The sequence below is a fragment of the Segatella copri genome (genome assembly GCF_949820605.1).
Lineage (GTDB): Bacteria > Bacteroidota > Bacteroidia > Bacteroidales > Bacteroidaceae > Prevotella.
The window spans coordinates 1,578,884-1,599,043 of sequence record NZ_CATKVU010000006.1 but is presented as its reverse complement, the minus strand read 5'-3'; the positions used below and the strand labels follow the sequence as shown (position 1 = coordinate 1,599,043).

General features: G+C 46.3%; 16 protein-coding genes. 8 read left to right on the top strand and 8 right to left on the bottom strand.

Annotated elements, in window-relative coordinates:
• Window positions 1–78: 78 nt before the first annotated feature.
• From glyA to pyrB, 3 genes are all read right to left on the bottom strand, one after another.
• Complete coding sequence (gene glyA, locus RCO84_RS07875) at window positions 79–1,359, bottom strand: serine hydroxymethyltransferase (RefSeq protein WP_317584637.1); 1,281 nt, start codon at window positions 1,357–1,359, stop codon at window positions 79–81.
• Window positions 1,360–1,491: 132 nt separating this feature from the next.
• Window positions 1,492–1,956 (bottom strand): aspartate carbamoyltransferase regulatory subunit, encoded by a 465-nt coding sequence (pyrI, locus tag RCO84_RS07870; protein WP_117587317.1) that lies wholly within the window; start codon window positions 1,954–1,956, stop codon window positions 1,492–1,494.
• A 129-nt stretch (window positions 1,957–2,085) separates the two neighbouring features.
• Window positions 2,086–3,033 (bottom strand): aspartate carbamoyltransferase, encoded by a 948-nt coding sequence (gene pyrB / locus RCO84_RS07865; RefSeq protein WP_118062888.1) that lies wholly within the window; start codon window positions 3,031–3,033, stop codon window positions 2,086–2,088.
• Window positions 3,034–3,148: 115 nt separating this feature from the next.
• Between pyrB and RCO84_RS07860 the strand changes: the two genes are divergently transcribed.
• From RCO84_RS07860 to RCO84_RS07845, 4 genes are all read left to right on the top strand, one after another.
• Entirely contained in the window at window positions 3,149–5,479 is a 2,331-nt protein-coding gene (locus RCO84_RS07860; protein ID WP_317584635.1) for a penicillin-binding protein 1A, read from the top strand.
• A 175-nt stretch (window positions 5,480–5,654) separates the two neighbouring features.
• The gene (gene pheT, locus RCO84_RS07855) at window positions 5,655–8,123 is read left to right on the top strand and encodes a phenylalanine--tRNA ligase subunit beta (RefSeq protein WP_317584633.1); all 2,469 of its coding nucleotides are present in this window, start codon (window positions 5,655–5,657) and stop codon (window positions 8,121–8,123) included.
• A gap of 71 nt (window positions 8,124–8,194) precedes the next feature.
• A complete protein-coding gene (locus RCO84_RS07850) occupies window positions 8,195–8,938 on the top strand; it encodes a YebC/PmpR family DNA-binding transcriptional regulator (RefSeq protein ID WP_022120814.1) in 744 nt (247 codons plus the stop codon).
• Between the two features lie 5 nt (window positions 8,939–8,943).
• Window positions 8,944–9,222, top strand: coding sequence for a TIGR03905 family TSCPD domain-containing protein (locus RCO84_RS07845; protein ID WP_006846971.1), 279 nt, complete (start codon window positions 8,944–8,946; stop codon window positions 9,220–9,222).
• Window positions 9,223–9,266: 44 nt separating this feature from the next.
• On the opposite strand, the gene RCO84_RS07840 is transcribed toward RCO84_RS07845, so the two are convergent.
• On the bottom strand, window positions 9,267–9,653 hold the full coding sequence (locus tag RCO84_RS07840; RefSeq protein WP_006846970.1) for a hypothetical protein: 387 nt from the start codon (window positions 9,651–9,653) through the stop codon (window positions 9,267–9,269).
• Between the two features lie 102 nt (window positions 9,654–9,755).
• Here RCO84_RS07840 and lepA point away from each other — a divergent pair, with 102 nt between their 5' ends.
• Together lepA and RCO84_RS07830 are read left to right on the top strand one after the other, a co-directional pair.
• Window positions 9,756–11,549, top strand: a complete 1,794-nt coding sequence (gene lepA, locus RCO84_RS07835) for a translation elongation factor 4 (RefSeq protein WP_317584632.1) — start codon at window positions 9,756–9,758, stop codon at window positions 11,547–11,549.
• 40 nt (window positions 11,550–11,589) lie between these two features.
• Complete coding sequence (locus RCO84_RS07830; protein WP_117729167.1) at window positions 11,590–12,189, top strand: Crp/Fnr family transcriptional regulator; 600 nt, start codon at window positions 11,590–11,592, stop codon at window positions 12,187–12,189.
• Window positions 12,190–12,266: 77 nt separating this feature from the next.
• Here RCO84_RS07830 and RCO84_RS07825 read toward each other — a convergent pair whose 3' ends face one another.
• The 4 genes from RCO84_RS07825 to RCO84_RS07810 all read right to left on the bottom strand — a co-directional run bounded on the left by RCO84_RS07825 (window position 12,267) and on the right by RCO84_RS07810 (window position 18,437).
• Window positions 12,267–13,931, bottom strand: coding sequence for an AMP-binding protein (locus RCO84_RS07825; RefSeq protein ID WP_317584630.1), 1,665 nt, complete (start codon window positions 13,929–13,931; stop codon window positions 12,267–12,269).
• Window positions 13,932–14,040: 109 nt separating this feature from the next.
• The gene (locus RCO84_RS07820) at window positions 14,041–15,708 is read right to left on the bottom strand and encodes an AMP-binding protein (RefSeq protein WP_117729163.1); all 1,668 of its coding nucleotides are present in this window, start codon (window positions 15,706–15,708) and stop codon (window positions 14,041–14,043) included.
• Window positions 15,709–15,850: 142 nt separating this feature from the next.
• Window positions 15,851–17,098: an ABC transporter permease gene (locus tag RCO84_RS07815; RefSeq protein WP_144150575.1), complete on the bottom strand. Its 1,248-nt coding sequence runs from the start codon at window positions 17,096–17,098 to the stop codon at window positions 15,851–15,853.
• Between the two features lie 127 nt (window positions 17,099–17,225).
• Window positions 17,226–18,437, bottom strand: a complete 1,212-nt coding sequence (locus RCO84_RS07810) for a pyridoxal phosphate-dependent aminotransferase (RefSeq protein WP_006846964.1) — start codon at window positions 18,435–18,437, stop codon at window positions 17,226–17,228.
• 262 nt (window positions 18,438–18,699) lie between these two features.
• Between RCO84_RS07810 and RCO84_RS07805 the strand changes: the two genes are divergently transcribed.
• Together RCO84_RS07805 and RCO84_RS07800 are read left to right on the top strand one after the other, a co-directional pair.
• On the top strand, window positions 18,700–19,197 hold the full coding sequence (locus RCO84_RS07805; protein WP_317584627.1) for a DUF4494 domain-containing protein: 498 nt from the start codon (window positions 18,700–18,702) through the stop codon (window positions 19,195–19,197).
• A 108-nt stretch (window positions 19,198–19,305) separates the two neighbouring features.
• Window positions 19,306–19,980 (top strand): YggS family pyridoxal phosphate-dependent enzyme, encoded by a 675-nt coding sequence (locus RCO84_RS07800; RefSeq protein ID WP_317584626.1) that lies wholly within the window; start codon window positions 19,306–19,308, stop codon window positions 19,978–19,980.
• Window positions 19,981–20,160: the final 180 nt, after the last annotated feature.

The window sequence follows — 20,160 nt, the reverse complement described above, 5'->3', positions numbered from 1 at the left end:
TTCTTTATTATTTATTAAATGAAACAAAAAACTGCGGACGGAAGGCCCGCAGTTTGTAATTATATTTATTCGTAACGATTAGTATGCAAAGAGAGGGTAATCCTTCATTGTAGCATTCACCTTTTCGCGAACGCGGGCAATGACCTTCTCGTCCTCAGGAGCATTCAGAACCTCCTCGATGAGTTCGGCAATGAGATGCATCATATCTTCCTTGGCGCCACGTGTGGTCATGGCTGCTGTACCCAGGCGGATACCTGATGTCTGGAAGGCAGAACGGCTGTCGAATGGAACCATGTTCTTGTTGACTGTGATGTCGGCTGCAACCAGCGCATTCTCAGCGACTTTACCTGTAAGATCTGGATATTTACTTCGGAGGTCTACGAGCATAGAATGGTTGTCTGTACCACCGCTCACGATACCGAATCCGCGACCGATGAGGTCATCTGCGAGTACGGCAGCATTCTTCTTTACCTGAGTAGCATACTCCTTCCATGAAGGCTGCAGATTCTCATTGAAGGCTACTGCCTTGGCAGCGATGACGTGCTCCAGCGGACCACCCTGCTCACCTGGGAATACGGCAGAATTCAAGAGCATGCTCATCTTCTTAACCTCGCCCTTCTTGGTAGTCAAGCCCCATGGATTGTCAAAATCTTTGCCCATCAGAATGATACCGCCACGAGGACCACGGAGAGTCTTGTGGGTAGTAGAAGTAACGATGTGCGCATACTTCAATGGGTTGTCGAGCAGACCGGCTGCAATCAGACCTGCAGGGTGAGCCATATCGATCATGAGGAGAGCGCCTATCTCATCGGCAATCTTGCGCATGCGGGCATAATCCCACTCGCGGCTATAAGCGCTACCACCACCGATAATCAGTTTTGGTTTGTGCTCAAGAGCCAGTTTCTCCATCTCGTCGTAGTCTACACGGCCTGTCTCCTTGTTCAGGTTGTAGCCGATAGGGTTGTAGAGAATACCGGATGTATTGACGTGGCTACCATGAGAGAGGTGGCCGCCGTGGTCGAGGTTCAACCCCATGAAGGTATCACCTGGCTTCAATACGGCAAGCAGAACGGCAGCGTTAGCCTGCGCACCAGAGTGAGGCTGTACGTTGGCATACTCAGCACCGAACACCTTCTTTACACGCTCGATGGCGAGGTTCTCTACGATGTCTACTATCTGGCATCCACCATAATAACGCTTGCCTGGCAGACCCTCGGCATACTTGTTAGTAAGGTAAGAACCCATAGCGTTCATCACCTCGTCACTCACGAAATTCTCAGAAGCGATAAGCTCCATACCCTTCAGCTGGCGCTGATGTTCTCTTTCGATTAAGTCGAAAATCTCTTGATCTTTTACCATTTCCCTTTACTTTTTATGGTTGATGTTTAATGAAATCGGATGCAAAAATAAGCAATATCTCTCAAACTACCAAATAAATCGTAACATTTTGAGTGGTATTGCTTACTTTTTGTTATAAACTACCTGTTTTTATTACTTGCAGAGCTCTACTTTGCCCAATTGCTGCTCTTTGTCGCAGTAGTGGCAACGTACGATACCGAGCACTTTGTCTACGGTATGGAAGAGGGTCTGCATAGGCTCGTTGTTGGTGATGCACTTAGGGTTGTTGCACTTTACGATGCCCTTCAGCGTATCAGGAGTCTTGACGGTCTTCTTCTCTACAATTTCGTAGTCTTTGATGATACTTAGTCCGATGTTAGGCGCAACGACAGAGAGTCGGTTGATTTCCTCATCGGTAAAATACTTGTTGGCAACCTTGATGATGCCCTTCTTGCCAATCTTCTTGCTTGGCAGGTTGTAGCCGATAGTAACAGGAGTCTCCATCTTCTCCAACTGGAGCAGATTTACTACCTGATAGGTCTTTTCGGCTGGTATATGGTCGATTACGGTACCGTTCTCGATAGCCGCAACCACTAATTGACTTTTATTATTTCCCATCTCTTTTTTTTTAATGTTGAGTGTTGAATGTTGAATGTTGAGTGTTGAGTGTTGAATGTTGAGTGAGGCTTGCGCCCTTGAGGGCCATGTTAGGTGTCCGTTAGGCAACTTAACATTCAACATTCAACATTATTCAATTATGCTTTTATCGTTCTTCACATCATCGAGCGAGATACCGAGGCAGTGGCAGAAGATAGCCTCACGCGCATAGAGGCCGTTCTGAGCCTGCTGAATATAGTATGCATGTGGATCATCATCTACATCGTAAGCAATCTCGTTCACGCGTGGCAGCGGATGCATGATCTTCATGTTTTCCTTCGCCTTGCAGAGCATGTCGCGCTTCAGGATATACACGTTCTTTACGCGTTCATACTCCATCAGGTCGCTGAAACGCTCCTTCTGTACACGGGTCATGTAGAGGATGTCGGCACCTGCAATCACATCTTCGTTAAAGTCCTCGTGCTCAACATATTTGATGTTGTGCTCCTTGCAGTATAGTTTATACTCTTCTGGCATGGCGAGTTCCTTAGGTGCGATGAAATGGAAGGTAGGATTGAAGTGGCGCATAGCTGTGATAAGTGAGTGAACGGTGCGGCCATATTTGAGGTCACCCACAAGATAGATGTTCAAGTTCTCCAGGGTACCCTGGGTCTTGTAGATAGAGTAGAGGTCGAGCAGGCACTGTGAAGGATGCATGTGAGCGCCGTCGCCTGCATTTACGATAGGCACTGGTGCTACCTCACTGGCATACTGGGCTGCTCCCTCGATGAAATGGCGCATGGCGATTACATCGGCATAGTTGCTTACCATCAGGATGGTATCCTTGAGGGTCTCACCCTTGGTGGTACTGGATGTCTTGGCATCAGAGAAACCAATGACACGGGCACCAAGACGGTTGGCAGCGGTTTGGAAACTGAGTTGGGTACGAGTAGATGGCTCGAAGAAAAGGGTCGCTACGACCTTTCCCTTCAACAACTCCCTGTTCGGGTGCTTTTCGAACTCTTGCGCCATTTCCAGGAGGTACATGATTTTCTCCTTGGAAAGGTCTGCAATGGTCACAAAATTATGTTTTTCCATTTGAAATATGATTGAATGTTCTAAAATCGCCCCCAAAGTTACATAAAAAATCTGATTTATATGCGATAAATCAAAACTTTTATGTAATTTTGCACAAATATTTAAAGAAATAGTGATGAGAAAGCGATTTATACATATTTTATGGGCTGTTTTCGGCACTGGAATACTCATGGTAATTCTTGCCTTTGTTGCCATCTGGTTTGGAATGATTGGCTACATGCCCGACATCGAGGATCTGCAGAATCCTATCAACAGATTTGCCACCCAGGTTTACTCTGCCGATGGCAAGGTGCTTGGTACGTGGAACCTGAACAAGGAGAACCGTATCGTGATTCCTTACAAGAAGATGTCACCTTATTTAATTAAGGCGCTGGTGGCTACTGAGGATGAGCGATTCTATGAGCATTCAGGTATCGACTTCCGTGCACTTGGACGTGCCATCGTCAAGCGTGGTATCCTGGGACAGACTAATGCGGGTGGTGGAAGTACCATCACGCAGCAGCTCGCCAAGCAGCTTTATTCTGAGAAGGCAGGCAGTACGATGGAACGATTGTTGCAGAAGCCGATAGAGTGGGTGATTGCGGTGAAGCTGGAACGCTATTATACCAAAGAGGAGATTCTGGCTCTCTATCTCAATTACTTCGATTTCCTGCACAATGCTGTAGGAATCAAGACGGCGGCAAATACCTATTTTAATAAGGAACCGAAGAATCTGACCCTCTGTGAGTCGGCAACGCTCATCGGACTGTGCAAGAATCCGTCGCTCTTCAATCCGGTTCGCTATCCGGAGAGAGCGAGGGAGCGCAGAAATGTGGTTCTTTCGCAGATGGTGAAGGCGGGGTATCTGAGCCGGGGCGAGTATAGCCAGTGTGCTGCTGAGCCGCTGACACTCAATTTCCACCGTACCGACCATAAGGACGGCTCGGCTACTTATCTGCGTGAGTTCCTTCGCCAGTATATGATGGCTAAGCGTCCGGAGCATAGTGATTATCCTTCTTGGAACCGAGCCCAGTTTGTGGTGGATTCTATCCAGTGGGAGAATGATCCGCTCTATGGATGGTGCAACAAGAACTATAAGAAGGATGGTTCGCCATACAATGTATACAGTGATGGACTGAAGGTGTTTACAACTATCGATAGCCGTATGCAGCAGTATGCGGAAGAGGCTATGTATCAGCATGTAGCCCGCTATCTGCAGCCTCGCTTCAGTGCAGAGATAGCTCGCAAACCAAGCTCGCCATACAGCGATAAGCTGACACCGGAACAGATTAAGAGTATACTGAACCGCAGTATCACCCAGAGTGAGCGTTACCGTACGATGAAGGCTGCGGGATATTCTGAGGATGAAATCAAGGCGGCATTCCGCAAGAAGCAGGAGATGACCGTATTTACCTATCATGGTGATATTGATACGCTGATGAGTCCGCTCGATTCTATCCGTTATTACAAGAGTTTTCTGCGTAGCGGTTTTATGAGCATGGATCCTAAGACGGGCGCTGTGAAGGCGTATGTGGGTGGATTGGATTATACCCATTTCATGTATGACATGGTGAGTCTGGGACGCCGGCAGGTGGGTTCTACCATCAAGCCATTCCTTTACAGTCTGGCGATGTCTAACGGCTTCCAACCTTGCGATCTGGCACCTAACCGTCAGCAGACCTATATGGTGGCAGGTCGTCCGTGGACACCTCGCAATGCCAACCATTCACGTGCCGGACAGATGGTACCGCTGAGTTGGGGATTGGCGCAGAGTAGCAACTGGGTGAGTGCTTATCTGATGAGTAAGCTCAATCCGCAGCAGTTCGTACAGATGTTGCGCGACTTCGGCATCAACAATCCTGATATCCATGCATCCATGAGTCTCTGTCTGGGACCATGTGAGGTAAGTGTCAGCGAGATGGTGAGTGCTTATACCGTATTTGCCAACCACGGCATCCGTACTGCTCCAATGTTTGTGAGCCGTATCGAGGATAATGAAGGTAATACGATAGCTACCTTCCAGCCACGTATGAACGAGGTGATCAGTGCCGATAATGCCATGAAGATGCTCACCATGCTGATGGGTGTTGTGGATAATGGTACGGCAGGAAGACTGCGCTACCGTTATAACCTGGAAGGACAGATTGGCGCCAAGACCGGTACTACCAATAACAACAGCGATGGTTGGTTTATCGGCTTTACTCCACAACTCGTAAGTGGCTGCTGGGTAGGTGGTGAGGAGCGTGATATCCACTTCGATTCCATGAGTATGGGTCAGGGTGCTACCATGGCTTTGCCTATCTGGGCGATATTCATGAAGAAGGTTTATGCTGACCCGTCGCTGGGTATCAGTCCTGCTATCAAGTTCGATTTGCCGGAAGACTACAATCCTTGTTCCCGCAAGGCAGCCGAACAGGATGACTCAGAGGAAGTAGGAGCTGGCAGTATCGACGAAGTTTTCGAATAAAAACCAAGGCATTCGCCATTTTTGCATGTATTTATTTTAAATAGTGCAAAAATGGCGAATGTTATTTGTTTATATGCATTTTTTTTTGTATTTTTGCAGAGTTTTAGAACATGCATAGCCCGAATGATGTTTCTTAGGGTTTTTCAAAATAGAAATAAAATAAAAAATCATTATAATGAACGTTTCATACAAATGGCTTAAAGAATACGTCGATTTCGATTTGACACCACAGGAGACTGCGGACGCGTTGACCTCTTGCGGACTCGAAGTTGACGCTTTGGAAGAAGTTCAGTCTGTCAAGGGCGGACTGAAAGGTCTCTATGTTGGTAAAGTATTGACATGCGAGGAGCATCCTAATAGTGATCACCTCCATGTTACAACCGTTGACTTGGGTAAGGGCGAACCTCAGCAGATAGTCTGTGGTGCTCCTAACGTTGCTGCAGGTCAGAAGGTTATCGTGGCAGATTTGGGCTGCGTACTTTACGATGGCGACCAGAGTTTTACCATTAAGAAGAGCAAACTCCGCGGTGTTGAGAGTTTGGGTATGATCTGTGCTGAGGATGAGATTGGTGTAGGTACCTCTCACGACGGCATCATCGTGCTCCCAGAAGATGCTCCGGTAGGTCAGCCTGCTGCTGAGTATTATAACCTGGAGAGCGACTGGCTCATCGAGATAGATATCACAGCCAACCGTGCTGATGCGCTCGGTCACTGGGGTGTAGCCCGCGACCTGTATGCCTGGTTGAAGCAGAATGGCTACAAGACAAGTTTGCATCGCCCATCTTGCGATGAGTTTGTGGTAGACAACGAGGATCTTCCTATCGATGTTGAAATCCAGAATACTGAGGCTTGCAAGCGTTATGCCTGTGTAAGCATCACCGGTTGTGAGGTGAAGGAAAGTCCTAAGTGGTTGCAGGATAAGCTGAACATCATCGGCTTGCGCCCTATCAACAATATCGTGGATATCACCAACTACATCATGATGGCATACGGCCAGCCATTGCACTGCTTCGATGCAGACATGGTTACCGGTCATAAGATTGTAGTTCGTACCCAGCCAGAGGGCACCAAGTTTGTTACTCTCGATGGCGAGGAGCATACCTTGGGTGAGCACGACCTGAGCATCTGCAATGCTGAGGAGCCTATGTGTATCGCCGGTATCTTCGGCGGTAAGGGTTCTGGTACTTACGAGACAACCAAGGATGTAGTCTTGGAGAGTGCTTACTTCCATCCTACATGGATTCGCAAGAGCGCTCGCCGTCATGGTTTGAGTACAGATGCCAGCTACCGTTTCGAGCGTGGCGTAGATCCAAACGGACAGATTTATGCTTTGAAGCAGGCAGCCATCCTCTGCAAGCAGTTGGCTGGCGGTAAGATTTCCATGCAGATCAAGGATGTATATCCAGAGCCAATGCAGGATTTCCCAGTTCGCCTGAACTATGAGTATGCGCATCGCCTCATCGGTAAGGAGATTGGTGCTGAGACCATCAAGAACATCGCCACATCTCTCGAGATGAAGATTGTGAAGGAGGATGCTGAGGGTATCGACCTCCTGGTTCCTGCTTATCGTGTAGACGTTCAGCGTCCTTGCGACGTAGTAGAGGATATTCTCCGTATCTACGGATATAATAATGTGGAGATTCCAACCCAGTTGAAGAGCTCCCTGACTGTTCAGGGCGATGAGGACAAGGCTTATCACAGCCAGAACCTCGTGGCAGAGCAGCTGGTAGGCGAGGGCTTCATGGAGATTCTCAACAACTCTCTGAGCAAGGCTAGCTACTATACCGACTTCGACCTCAACAAGTATCCTAACGATACAACCGTGAAGGTGATGAACCCATTGAGTGCTGATCTCGGTGTGATGCGCCAGACGATGCTGTTCGGTGGTTTGGAGAGCGTGGTTCGCAACATCAACCATAAGAGCCAGAACCTGAAGTTCTTCGAGGTGGGTAACACCTATATATATAATAAGGAGAAGTGGAGCGAGGAGAGTCCTATCAAGGCTTACTCTCAGGAGGCTCACATGTCTCTCTTCATCACCGGTAAGCGCATAGAGGGCAGTTGGGCTCATGCTGATGAGCAGAGCAACATCTACGAGCTGAAGGCTGTGGTAGAGAATATTCTCCGCCGTGTGGGTATGCCACAGAACAACGTGGTTATCAAGCACAGCGACAATAACATCTTCTCTAAGGGCGTAAGTTACGAGACCCGTGCCGGTAAGGTATTGGTAGAACTGGGTATCCTGAGCCTGAAGTTGAAGAAGGCATTCGATATTGAGCAGGATGTATTCTATGCTGATATCCACTGGGATAACCTGATGAAGGCAGTGAAGAAGGTGAACCTTACTTACACCGACATCAGCAAGTATCCGTCAGTGAGCCGCGACCTTGCATTGCTCGTAGACAAGAATGTAGAGTTCGCTCAGATTGAGCAGATTGCCCACCAGACAGAGAAGAAACTTCTGAAGAGCGTTGTTCTCTTTGATGTTTACGAGGGTGAACATTTGCCTGAAGGCAAGAAGAGTTATGCCGTTAACTTCATCCTGCAGGATGAGGAGAAGACTCTGAATGACAAGCAGATAGATGCTATCATGAAGAAGCTCATAGCCAACCTTACAAGCAAGCTCAATGCAGAATTGAGATAATGCAGAAGGTGCTCCGTGCAGAATTAAGATAATATTATAAACAAACGATAAACATTTAAAATTTTATTCCAATGGGAAGAGCATTTGAATATCGTAAAGCTACAAAGCTGAAAAGATGGGGCCACATGGCCAAGACATTTACTAAGTTGGGTAAGCAGATTGCTATTGCTGTGAAGGCAGGCGGTCCAGAACCAGAGAACAACCCATCATTGCGTGCTATCATCGCTAACTGTAAGCGTGAGAACATGCCTAAGGATAACATCGCTCGTGCCATCAAGAACGCTTGTGGCAAGGATACCAGCGATTACAAGGAAGTAACATACGAGGGATATGGCCCTCACGGAGTGGCTGTCTTCGTTGATACTCTGACAGACAACACTACACGTACTGTTGCTGACGTTCGTTCTATTTTCAACAAGTTCAGCGGAAACTTGGGTACAACAGGTTCTCTGTCTTTCCTCTTCGACCACAAGGCTGTGTTCACATTCAAGAAGAAGGAAGGTCTGGATATGGATGAGATGATTCTCGACCTGATTGACTACGGTGTAGAAGATGAGTTTGATGAGGATGAGGAGAACAACGAAATCACAATCTATGGTGCTCCTACAAGCTTCGGCGAAATTCAGAAGCACCTGGAGGCTGAGGGTTTCGAGGTAACTGGTGCTGAGTTCACTTACATCCCTAACGATTTGAAGGATGTAACTCCTGAGGAGCGCGAAACTATCGACAAGATGGTTGAGAAGTTGGAAGAGTTTGACGATGTTCAGACTGTATATACCAACATGAAGCCAGAAATTCCTGCAGACGCAGAATAAGCATTATGTTGCAGCAAGACAAACAGGATAAGTTGCAGAAGGTAACTTATCAGACTCATGGCACCTGCTCAAAATACATCTGCATCAGTATAGATGAAGATGGAAATGTGCAGGATGCCCAGTTCATCGGAGGATGCGATGGCAATACCAAGGGCGTTTGTGCTTTGATTAAAGGCATGAAGGCAAAGGAGGTTATCGCCCGACTGAAGGGTATCACTTGTGGCAATAAGCCTACAAGCTGTCCAGACCAGTTGGCGACAGCTTTGCAGGAAATGGGATATTAAGAGTATTTTAGGCACGGATTACTAGCTAGTACTCCGTGCCTTTTCTAATACTTGAAGGTATCATCCAGCAACACCTCCTTCGGGTTCTTAGCCGAATGATATACGAAACGGAAGGTGAAATGCTCTTCCTTATATTTCTTCAGACCAGGGTTGTTGTCCAGGGCTTCCTTCTGAATCTTATGGAGTTTATCCTTGTTGGCATCAATCGCCTTCTTGTTATCTGCCTTGTTTCTCAAAGAGATATAGTACGTATATATCTTCTTGGTTTTATCAAATGCAGCACTGTCAGTCCTGGCGTCGTTGACGTATGGAGTAGGACAGTATTTTTCAGTATACTCCTTGGCTTCACGAGCCGCTTTGTCCTCCAGACTTTCTGTACAAGAAACGAGCAAAGAAGCAAAAATACCGATGTAAATCAACTTTTTCTTCATGATTTTTCTACTTTTTATCTAAAAATCTCTATTATTTTCAATATTTTGTGCAAAGATACGAAAAAAAATACTATCTTTGCACTCTAAAGAGAGAAAAATTATATGGAGAATATAAATAAAATAAGAAATTTCTGCATTATTGCACATATAGACCATGGTAAAAGTACCTTGGCAGACCGACTTCTGGAGAAGACTCAGACCATCAAGATTACTGAAGGACAAATGCTTGATGATATGGATTTGGAAAGAGAACGTGGCATCACAATCAAGAGTCACGCTATCCAAATGGAATATAAGGCAAGGGATGGACAGACCTATATCCTGAATCTTATCGATACTCCGGGACACGTTGACTTCTCATACGAAGTTTCCCGTTCCATCGCTGCTTGCGAGGGAGCACTGCTGGTTGTTGACGCAACTCAAGGCGTTCAGGCACAGACCATTTCAAACCTCTATATGGCTATCGATCACGATCTGGAGATTATCCCGGTAATCAATAAGATAGATATGCCATCGGCTATGCCTGATGAGGTAGAAGACGAAATTGTAGACCTGATTGGTTGCAAGCATGAGGATATTCTCCGTGCATCAGGTAAGACCGGTGAGGGTGTAGAAGACATATTGGAAGCTGTCGTTAATCGTGTTCCTGCTCCGGTAGGAGACGAGAAGGCACCGCTTCAGGCTTTGATTTTCGACTCTGTATTCAACTCATTCCGCGGCATTATCGCCTATTTCAAGATAGAGAATGGCGTGATCCGTAAGGGAGATAAGGTGAAGTTCTTCAATACCGGCATGGAATATGATGCAGATGAAATCGGTGTATTGAAGATGGATATGATTCCACGCCAGGAATTGGGTACCGGTGAGGTAGGTTATATCATCTCGGGTATCAAGAATGCTACCGAGGTAAAGGTGGGTGATACCATTACCCATATCGCCCGTCCTTGTGACAAGGCGATTGCGGGTTTCCAGGAAGTGAAACCTATGGTATTTGCTGGTGTTTATCCTATCGATCCTAGCGATTACGAGAATCTGCGGGCATCGCTCGAAAAACTGCAGCTCAATGATGCTTCATTGACTTTCTCGCCAGAGAGTTCTGTGGCTTTGGGCTTCGGTTTCCGTTGCGGATTCCTCGGTTTGCTCCACATGGAAATCGTACAGGAGAGACTGGACCGTGAGTTTAATATGGATGTCATCACTACCGTACCTAACGTATCTTATATGGTATACGACAAGCAGGGCGGTGTGAAAGAAGTTCACAATCCTTCCGGATTGCCAGACCCAACGCTGATAGACCATATTGAGGAACCATATATCCGGGCAACCATCATTACGGCAACCAATTATATTGGACCTATCATGAAACTCTGTCTGGACAAACGAGGCGAACTCATCAACCAGGAATATGTGAGTGGAAACCGTGTTGAGCTCCACTTCATGTTGCCGTTGGGAGAAATCGTCATCGACTTCTATGACAAGCTGAAGAGTATCTCCAAGGGATATGCTTCGTTCGACTATCATATCGATTCATTCCGTCATTCCGACCTGGTAAAGCTCGATATCCTGTTGAATGGAGAGCCTGTAGATGCTTTGAGTACTTTGACTCACCGCGATAACTCTGTGAGCTTTGGTCGCAGAATGTGCGAGAAGTTGAAGGACCTCATACCTCGTCAGCAGTTCGATATTGCTATCCAGGCAGCTATCGGTGCCAAGATTGTAGCACGTGAGACTGTTAAGCAGGTGCGCAAGGATGTTACTGCCAAATGTTATGGTGGTGACGTAAGCCGTAAGCGCAAGTTGCTTGAGAAGCAAAAGAAGGGTAAGAAGCGCATGAAGCAGATTGGTAATGTGGAAGTTCCACAGAAAGCCTTCCTTGCTGTGCTCAAACTCGACTAATGATTTAATATAAGTATAATGGAAAAGGAGGTTAAGTATTATGGCAGACTTTAAAGTAATTACCCCTAAGCGTGATATTGCGCGCGAACTGGCGCGTAAATATAGTACGATGACTTATGATGAGCTCGATGTTGTGGAAGATATCCTTGAGCCTATCAAGTATGCCAAGGGCGAGATGATCTTGCCTGAAGGTGAACAGTGCATGGGTATCTCGTACATCGAGAAGGGATTGGTGCGCCAATTTTACTTTAAGAATGGCAAGGAGGTGACCGAACATCTGGGTGTGGATCATACCATCTTTATGTGCATTGAGAGCCTCTTTAAGGAAGAGCCTACCCACCTGCAGGTGGAAGCTTTGGAGCCTACGCTGGTGTATATGCTACCGAAGAAAAAGCTGGAGGCGGCTGCTATGCGTAATGTTAATATCCAGATGCTTTATCGTAAAATATTGGAAGAGAGTTTGATTCAGTCTCAGATTCATGCCGATCTGATGCGATTTGAGTCGGCACCTAATAAATATAAGCGCCTGTGCGAAATGAGCCCACAGGTGGTTCTGCGTGCTCCGCTCACCTATATCGCAAGTTATCTGCAGATGACTCCGGAAACGCTGTCCAGAATCCGCTCGAATACTTTATTATAATTTATAACTTATAAAAAATGGTGTGACTTCAAAACCGAAGTCACACCATTTTTTATTTCATAATACAGGTTCTTTCTTTACTCTGCCGTATAGAGGAATCGCTTGATGCTCTTCTTAGGAGTCTTTTCAAACTCATCTTCATGTATACGTATTTCTGATACTTTGCTGTAAGCAGGAATCATGGTGTTGAGTTCCTGGCGGTTCTGCTCCATGACATCTGCCAGTTCGTTGGTACCGAGGTTCAGGGTCTGAGCTTCATCATAGTCTGGGTGAACCAGAGCAATGAGCTTGTTGCCCTTCTGTACAACCACGCTTTCCGCTACCAGAGCCAAAGAGTTGAGCTTATCCTCAATCTCCTCAGGGTAGATATTCTGACCGTTTGCGCCGAGCAGCATGTTCTTGCTACGACCCTTGATGAAGACGTTGCCGTCACCATCCATGGTTCCGAGGTCGCCTGTATGATACCATCCGTTCTCGTCGATGGTCTGCTTGGTAGCTTCCTCATTCTTATAGTAACCCAACATTACGTTAGGACCCTTGGCAAGGATTTCGCCTGGTACATTCTCAGGATCAGGACTGTCGATGCGGACCATCATGTGGAGGGCAGCCTTACCGCAAGAGCCCGGTACGAAGTTTTTGTAATCCTCGTAGCAGATGATAGGGGCACATTCTGTTGCGCCATATCCCACGGTATATTTGAAACCTACGCTATGGAGGAAACTTTCCACTTCCTGGTTAAAGGCTGCACCACCGATAATCACCTCGTAGAAGTTGCCACCGAAGGCATTGGATACCTGGTCGCATATCTTCTCCTTCACCTTCTTGCTGATCACAGGCATGTGGAGCAGCATACGCATGCGGTTGTTCTGGATTTTAGGGAATACCTTCTTGCGGATAATCTTCTCGATAACCAGAGGTACAGCTATGATGACGGCTGGCTTGATGCGGCCGAATGCCTCGGCGATGATGGCTGGACTAGGGATGCGGGTGAGATAGAAGACGTGGCAGCCCTTGATAAATTCGAAGATAAATTCAAACGCCATGCCGTACATGTGGGCCATCGGTAGGATACTGATGACAGAATCTCCCTGCTTGATCTTCTTACCCAGTACGTTCTCTGCGAAATCTGCATTGCCCCATAGTGCACGGTATGGAACCATTACTCCCTTGGAGAAACCGGTAGTTCCGCTGGTATAGTTGATCATTGCCAACTCATCCGGATTCTGTTCCATATAGTAGTTGACATGGTTTTTGCGGAAGTACTTGGGATATTTGATACCGAACATCTCGTTGAGGTGTTCGCGCGCATAAGTCAACTTGTCGGTACGTGAAACGACAAGTGAATAATCCGGTATATAGATGATGCCTTCAAGAGCTGGCATCTTCGTTGCATCAATCTGTGTAGCTACAACATCACCCACAAAGAGCAGTTTGGCATCGCTGTGGTTTACGATGTTGTGAATCTGGTCTGGCATGAATTCATGCAGGATAGGTACGGCAATGGCACCATAGGTAAGGGTAGCAAGGAATGCTACAGCCCAGTTTGCGCTATTTCTACCGCAAAGTGCTATCTTGTCGCCCTTTACTACACCAGAGTTCTCAAACATGATGTGTAGCTTCTCAATTTTGCGTGCTACATCATGGTACTGCAAGGTTGCTCCCTTGTAGTCTGTCAGAGCATCCATATCCCAATGGTCTATGATGCTCTTTTGGATGAGTGCGTTAAAGCTTGGAATCTCCATATTCTTGTTATTTAACGATTTGCTTTTTTATATTTTTCTCGTACAGAAGTCCGTTTGCTGATGATAGACCTTATCTGCTGATGGTCTGTCAGCAGATAGGGCCTGTCCTCTAGATTGCGTTCTGATAGAGGTAACGCTTGATAGACTTCTTGGCTGTCTTTTCAAATTCCTGATTATGAAGTTTGATGCGTGACACCTTTGCGAAGCTAGGTATCTGCATGTTCAGTTCCTTGCGGTTCTGCTCCATGATGTTCTCCAGGTCTTCGTCTGTAAAGCCGAGGTTGTTAACTTCTTCCATATCCGGATGAACCAGAGCTACCAGCTTGTCATCGCTCTGTATTACGATGCTCTCGTTGACCATAGCCATGGAGTTGAGCTTGTCCTCAATCTCTTCCGGATAGATGTTCTGTCCGTTAGGTCCCAGCAGCATGTTCTTGCTTCTGCCTCTTACGAAGAAATGTCCGTCGGCGTCCATCGTTGCCAGGTCGCCTGTATGGAACCATCCGTCTTTATCTATTACGGCATCTGTTGCCTCCTGGTTCTTGTAATAGCCCTTCATCACATTGATGCCGCGGCAAACCAGTTCACCGGCTACGTTCTCCGGGTCATCGCTCAAAACCTTGACCTCCATGTGCTTCACGGCAACACCACAGCTTCCTGCCACGTAGTTGTCCTGATGGGCAAAGGTGATAAGTGGAGCAGTCTCAGTGGTACCATATCCCATTGCGATAGGGAAACCTATGCTGATGAAGAAGTTCTCTATCTCCTTGTTGAGCGGAGCACCACCCACAACAACCTCGTAAGGACGTTCGCCAAACTTTCTCAATACAAACTCGCGAACCTTCTCCTTGATGCGCTTATTGATGACAGGCATGTTCATCAGCAGTCGTGCACGGTTGGTTTGGATATGTGGGAATACTTCCTTTCTTACAATCTTGTCTACTACAAGCGGCACCGCATAGAGGATGTCTGGCTTGGTTTCTGACAACGCCTCTGAGATGAGCGTTGGGCTCGGCAGACGGGTAAGGAAGAAGATATGGTTACCCAATACTATATTGAAGAGAAATTCTGTCATGAGTCCATACATGTGAGCCATCGGAAGGGTAGAAAGGATGTTGCAGTTCTTACCTATCTTAGGTTTCACTGAATCGATGAGGTAGTCGAGATTACCCCAAAGTGCTCTGTATGGGAGCATCACACCTTTTGAGAAACCGGTAGTTCCACTGGTATAGTTGATCATTGCCAGTTCTTCAGGATCGTCTACGTGATACTTCACGTGTTCTGGTCTGAAATACTTAGGATATCTGTGTCCGAACATTGCATTGAGGTTCTCGCGCGCATAAGTCAGTTTCTCAGAGCGCGAGATGACAAGCGAATTGTCCGGAAGATAGATGATTCCTTCCAGCGAAGGCATCTCCTCTGGTGTTATCTCTGTAGCTACCACGTCACCAACGAACAGAAGTTTGCTTTCGCTGTGGTTCACGATGTTGTGAATCTGCTCAGGCTTAAATTCGTTCTGTATAGGTACGACAATGGCTCCGTATGTAATAATGGCCAGGAAGGCTACTGCCCACTGGCTACTATTTCTTCCGCAGACGGCAATCTTGTCGCCCTTCTTTACATCGCTGTTTTCGAACAGGATGTGTAGCTTCTCAATCTTTCTGGCAATATCGTGATATTGGAGGGTTGCGCCCTTGTAATCGGTGAGCGCATCCAGATTCCAATTCTTGATAATGCTGTTCTCAATATACGAGTTAAAACTTGGTATTGAATTCATTGCACAATTTACAAAATTTTGTGCAAAGATAATGAAAATAGTGCACACTGCAAAATAAAATGTGCACTATTTTCAAAAACTATATAAAATAATTATTTTTTTTCCTTTTTAGTCTACATATTGTGGTGTTATAGACTGTATTTTACTCATATCTCATTGATTTGGCTGGATGGATATGAGAAATCAGGTAGCTTGGTGCTACGAGCATGAAGATACTTATCAGCAGCGTAGCAATGTTCAGGGCTATGATGGCAAGCCAGTTGAATTCTACCGGAACGGTACTTACATAATAGGTCTGTGCATCGAGTTTGAGGATGCCTGTAAAGTACTGGAGGGTAAGAATGCCGAGGGCGATGGCGTTGCCCAGAAGCATACCCTTGCCGATGATGAAGACGGCAAACCACAGGAAGGTGTGGCGGATGGTCTTGTTGCGGGCACCCAATGCCTTCATTACGCCTATCATGGAGGTGCGTTCCAGAATGATGATGAGCAGACCGCTGATCATGGTGACGCCGGCTACTATCAGCATCAGACCGAGAATAATCCAGACATTCAGATCCATCAGGCTCAGCCATTGGAAGATGTTTGGATTCAGGTCCTTGATGGTAGCACTGCTGTAGGTTTCGCCATAGTGGTCTACCGTGCGGTTCACCTTATTTATGATATAGTCTTCTGTCTCGTTGAGCTTGTTGAAGTCGTTAACGGTCAGTTCTGCACCGCTCGCCTGGTCTTCTTCCCATCCGTTCAGCTTCACGGCAGTATAGAGGTCGGTGTATACCATCACCTCATCATACTTCTTCAGGTTGGTCTGATAGATACCCTTGATGGTGAAGCGGCGCATACGCACTCCGTTGTCATCAAAGAAGTAGGCAAAGATGCGTTCTCCCGTCTTCAGCTTCAGCTTATCAGCCATCAGCTGTGAGATGAGAATCTGGTTATGACTCGCTTTGTCATCAAACTTAGGGATGCTGCCTTCAATCATGTTCTGATGGATAAAGGTAGAATCGAAATCAGGTCCTACACCTTTGAATATGACGCCCAGGAAATCGCTGTCCGTCTTCAGGATTCCCTCTTTCATGGCAAATTTCTGCACATGTTTTACGCCAGGTATCTTTTTCAGTACGTTGACCATCGAGTCGTTCATAACCACCGGATACTGGTTTTGCTGCTGCAGCGTCATGAAGTCGGCCACCTGTATATGGCTTCCGAATCCTATTACCTTGTCGCGTATGGTATGCTTGAATCCGAGCACTACGCATACCGACATAATCATAATGGCGAGTCCGATAGCAACACCTGCAGTGGCTATATGAATAGCAGGGCGAGAAACTTTACGTTTATCGCCCTGATCGCTATATAATCTCTTTGCTATAAATAGAGGAAAATTCATCTTTTGTAATGTTGAATGTTGAGTGTTGAATGTTGATAGTTGAATGTTGAGTGTTGAATGTTGATAGTTAATTTAATCTTTATGTCCGTTAGGCAACTCAACATTCAACACTCAACATTCAACATTGTTACAGTCCTTCGTCTTCCACTCTTCCCGGATAAGCCTCAAGTGCCTTACCCAGAACCACCAGAGCACGCTCCAGATCGTGTTTCTTCAAGACGTAAGCTACACGAACCTGATTGTGACCGGCTCCAGGAGTCGTATAGAAACCGGAGGCTGGAGCCATCATGATGGTTTCGCCCTCGTAGTTGAATTCCTCCAGACACCAGCGGCAGAACTTTTCAGAATCATCGATAGGCAGTTTGGCTACGGTATAGAAGGCTCCCATAGGAATAGGAGAGTATACGCCCGGAATACGGTTTAAGCCGTCTATCAGACACTTACGGCGCTCTACATACTCATCGTATACATCGCGGTAGTACTCTTCTGGAGCATCCAGAGAAGCTTCGGCTACAATCTGACCGATTAGTGGAGGAGAGAGACGGGCCTGGCAGAACTTCATCACCGCCTTGCGGATTTCTGCATTCTTGGTGATGAGGGCACCTACACGGATACCGCACTCACTGTAACGCTTCGAAACAGAATCGATGAGAACCGTGTTCTGCTCGATGCCTTCCAGGTGCATCGCACTGATATAAGGACTGCCTGTATAGATATACTCACGGTAAACCTCATCAGAGAAGAGATAGAGGTCGTACTTCTTCACCAGGTCACGAATCTGATTCATCTCTCTGCGGGTATAGAGATAGCCCGTAGGGTTGTTAGGGTTGCAGATCAGGATGGCACGTGTGCGCTCATTGATCAGCTCCTCAAACTTCTCCACCTTAGGCAGGGAGAAACCTTCTTCTATCGTTGTGGCGATGGTACGGATCTTGGCACCCGCCGAGATGGCAAACGCCATATAGTTAGCGTAAGCAGGTTCTGGTACGATAATCTCGTCGCCAGGGTTGAGGCAGCTCATGAAAGAGAAGAGTACAGCCTCAGAACCTCCCGATGTAATGATGATATCATCGGCAGTTACGTTGATGTTGAATTTCTTATAGTAATCTACAAGCTTCTCGCGATAGCTGAGATAGCCCTGACTTGGAGAATACTCCAAGACCGTGCGGTCTATATGCTTCAGGGCATCTAGGCCACATTGAGGAGTTGGAAGGTCAGGCTGACCGATGTTGAGGTGATATACCTTTACTCCACGTTTTTTTGCTGCGGCAGCCAGAGGAGCCAACTTTCTGATAGGTGACTCTGGCATTTCAAGACCGCGTACAGATATTTCTGGCATCTTAAAATATTGTTTCTTTCTATTAATTATCCGTGTCGAAAATTGAATTCTATGACCTTCTGGTCTTTTCAATTTATGCTAATCGGCTGCAAAGATAAGAAAATTAGATGAGAATTGAGAATAACTTTCGGTTAAATTTTATTTTTTGATTAAAAACTCTTTAAATATGTCGCTCTTTGCTTTCTTTTTTATAACTTTGCACTTAAATTCAAGAAATGTTATAAGATTATACTAATTAATTAAAATAAGTAAGAAGAAAATTATGAGAAGTAGAACAAGTACATGGTTTGAGACCAAAGTGAAATATCAGAAGACAATGGAGGATGGTTCTGAAAAGGTTGTTTCTGAAGCATACGTAGTAGATGCTTTGAGCTTTACCGAGGCTGAGAGCGCCATCATCGATGAAATGTCGGTATATGTAAGAGGCGAGTTGAAGGTGAGCGGTATCGGTAAGGCTGGCTACGGCGAAATCTTCTTCAGCGATATGGATGATGATGATAAGTGGTATAAGGCTAAACTCCAGTTCATCACGATTGATGAGAAGAGTGAGAAGGAGAAGCGCAGCAATGTTACTTATCTTGTTCAGGCTAAGTCTCTCGCCCGTGCCCTCCGTTATATTGATGAGGTGATGGGCAAGACTATGATAGATTATGATGTGGTTGGTTTGAACGAAACCAAACTGATGGATGTATTCGAGCATCATGCTCCTACCGAGAAGAAAGAGGAGAAGAATGATGTGCCTGAATACGAGGAGAAATAAATTAATGTTGAGTGTTGAATGTTGAGTTGCCTAACGGGACACAAAGGTTAATTCAACACTCAACACTCAACACTCAACACTCAACATTCAACACTCAACATTTAGAATATGGACTATGATGTAAAAAGAAATCTCCATGAGGTGCTGGACAGCTTGCCTGCCGGTGTTCGTCTCGTTGCCATCAGCAAGTTCCATCCCAACGAGTATATCGAGGAGGCTTATGCTGAAGGACAGCGTATCTTCGGCGAGAGTCACGAACAGGAACTCGCCAAGAAGGTGCCTTCGCTGCCTGAGGACATCGAGTGGCATTTCATCGGTCATCTGCAGACCAATAAGGTGAAGTATATCGCACCTTATATCTCGATGATAGAATCGGTAGACAGTCTGAAACTTCTCAAGGAGATTGAGAAGCAGGCTGCCAAGCACGATCGTGTAGTGAAGGTTCTTCTGGAACTTCATCTGGCTGAGGAAGATACCAAATCGGGTCTATCTCTTGATGCTTGCCGCGAACTTCTGGAGGCAGGCGAATGGCGGGAGATGAAGCATGTGCAGATTTGTGGCATCATGATGATGGCATCTAATACAGACGATGAGCAGCAGATTGCTCAGGAGTTTGATGAGGCTGCCCGGTTCTTTGATGAGATAAAGGCTAGATATTTTGCCGATGATGATGCTTTCTGCGAGCGTAGCTGGGGTATGAGTCACGATTATCATATTGCCGTCAAGCACGGCAGCACGATGGTTCGTGTAGGTACCACCATCTTCGGTCCTAGAATATATTAAAATCTCAAGTTTCGCAAATAAGCTCCACACGCCCTGAAAGGGCAGAAGCTCTTAGCCCAGGGCATCGCCCTGGGTAATTACGGACACAAACTTGTCGCCCTGTAAGGGCAAAAGCTTTAAAATACTGTGCAATGTACAAAGCTTTTGCCCTTACAGGGCGTCTTGCTGATTGCCATTATA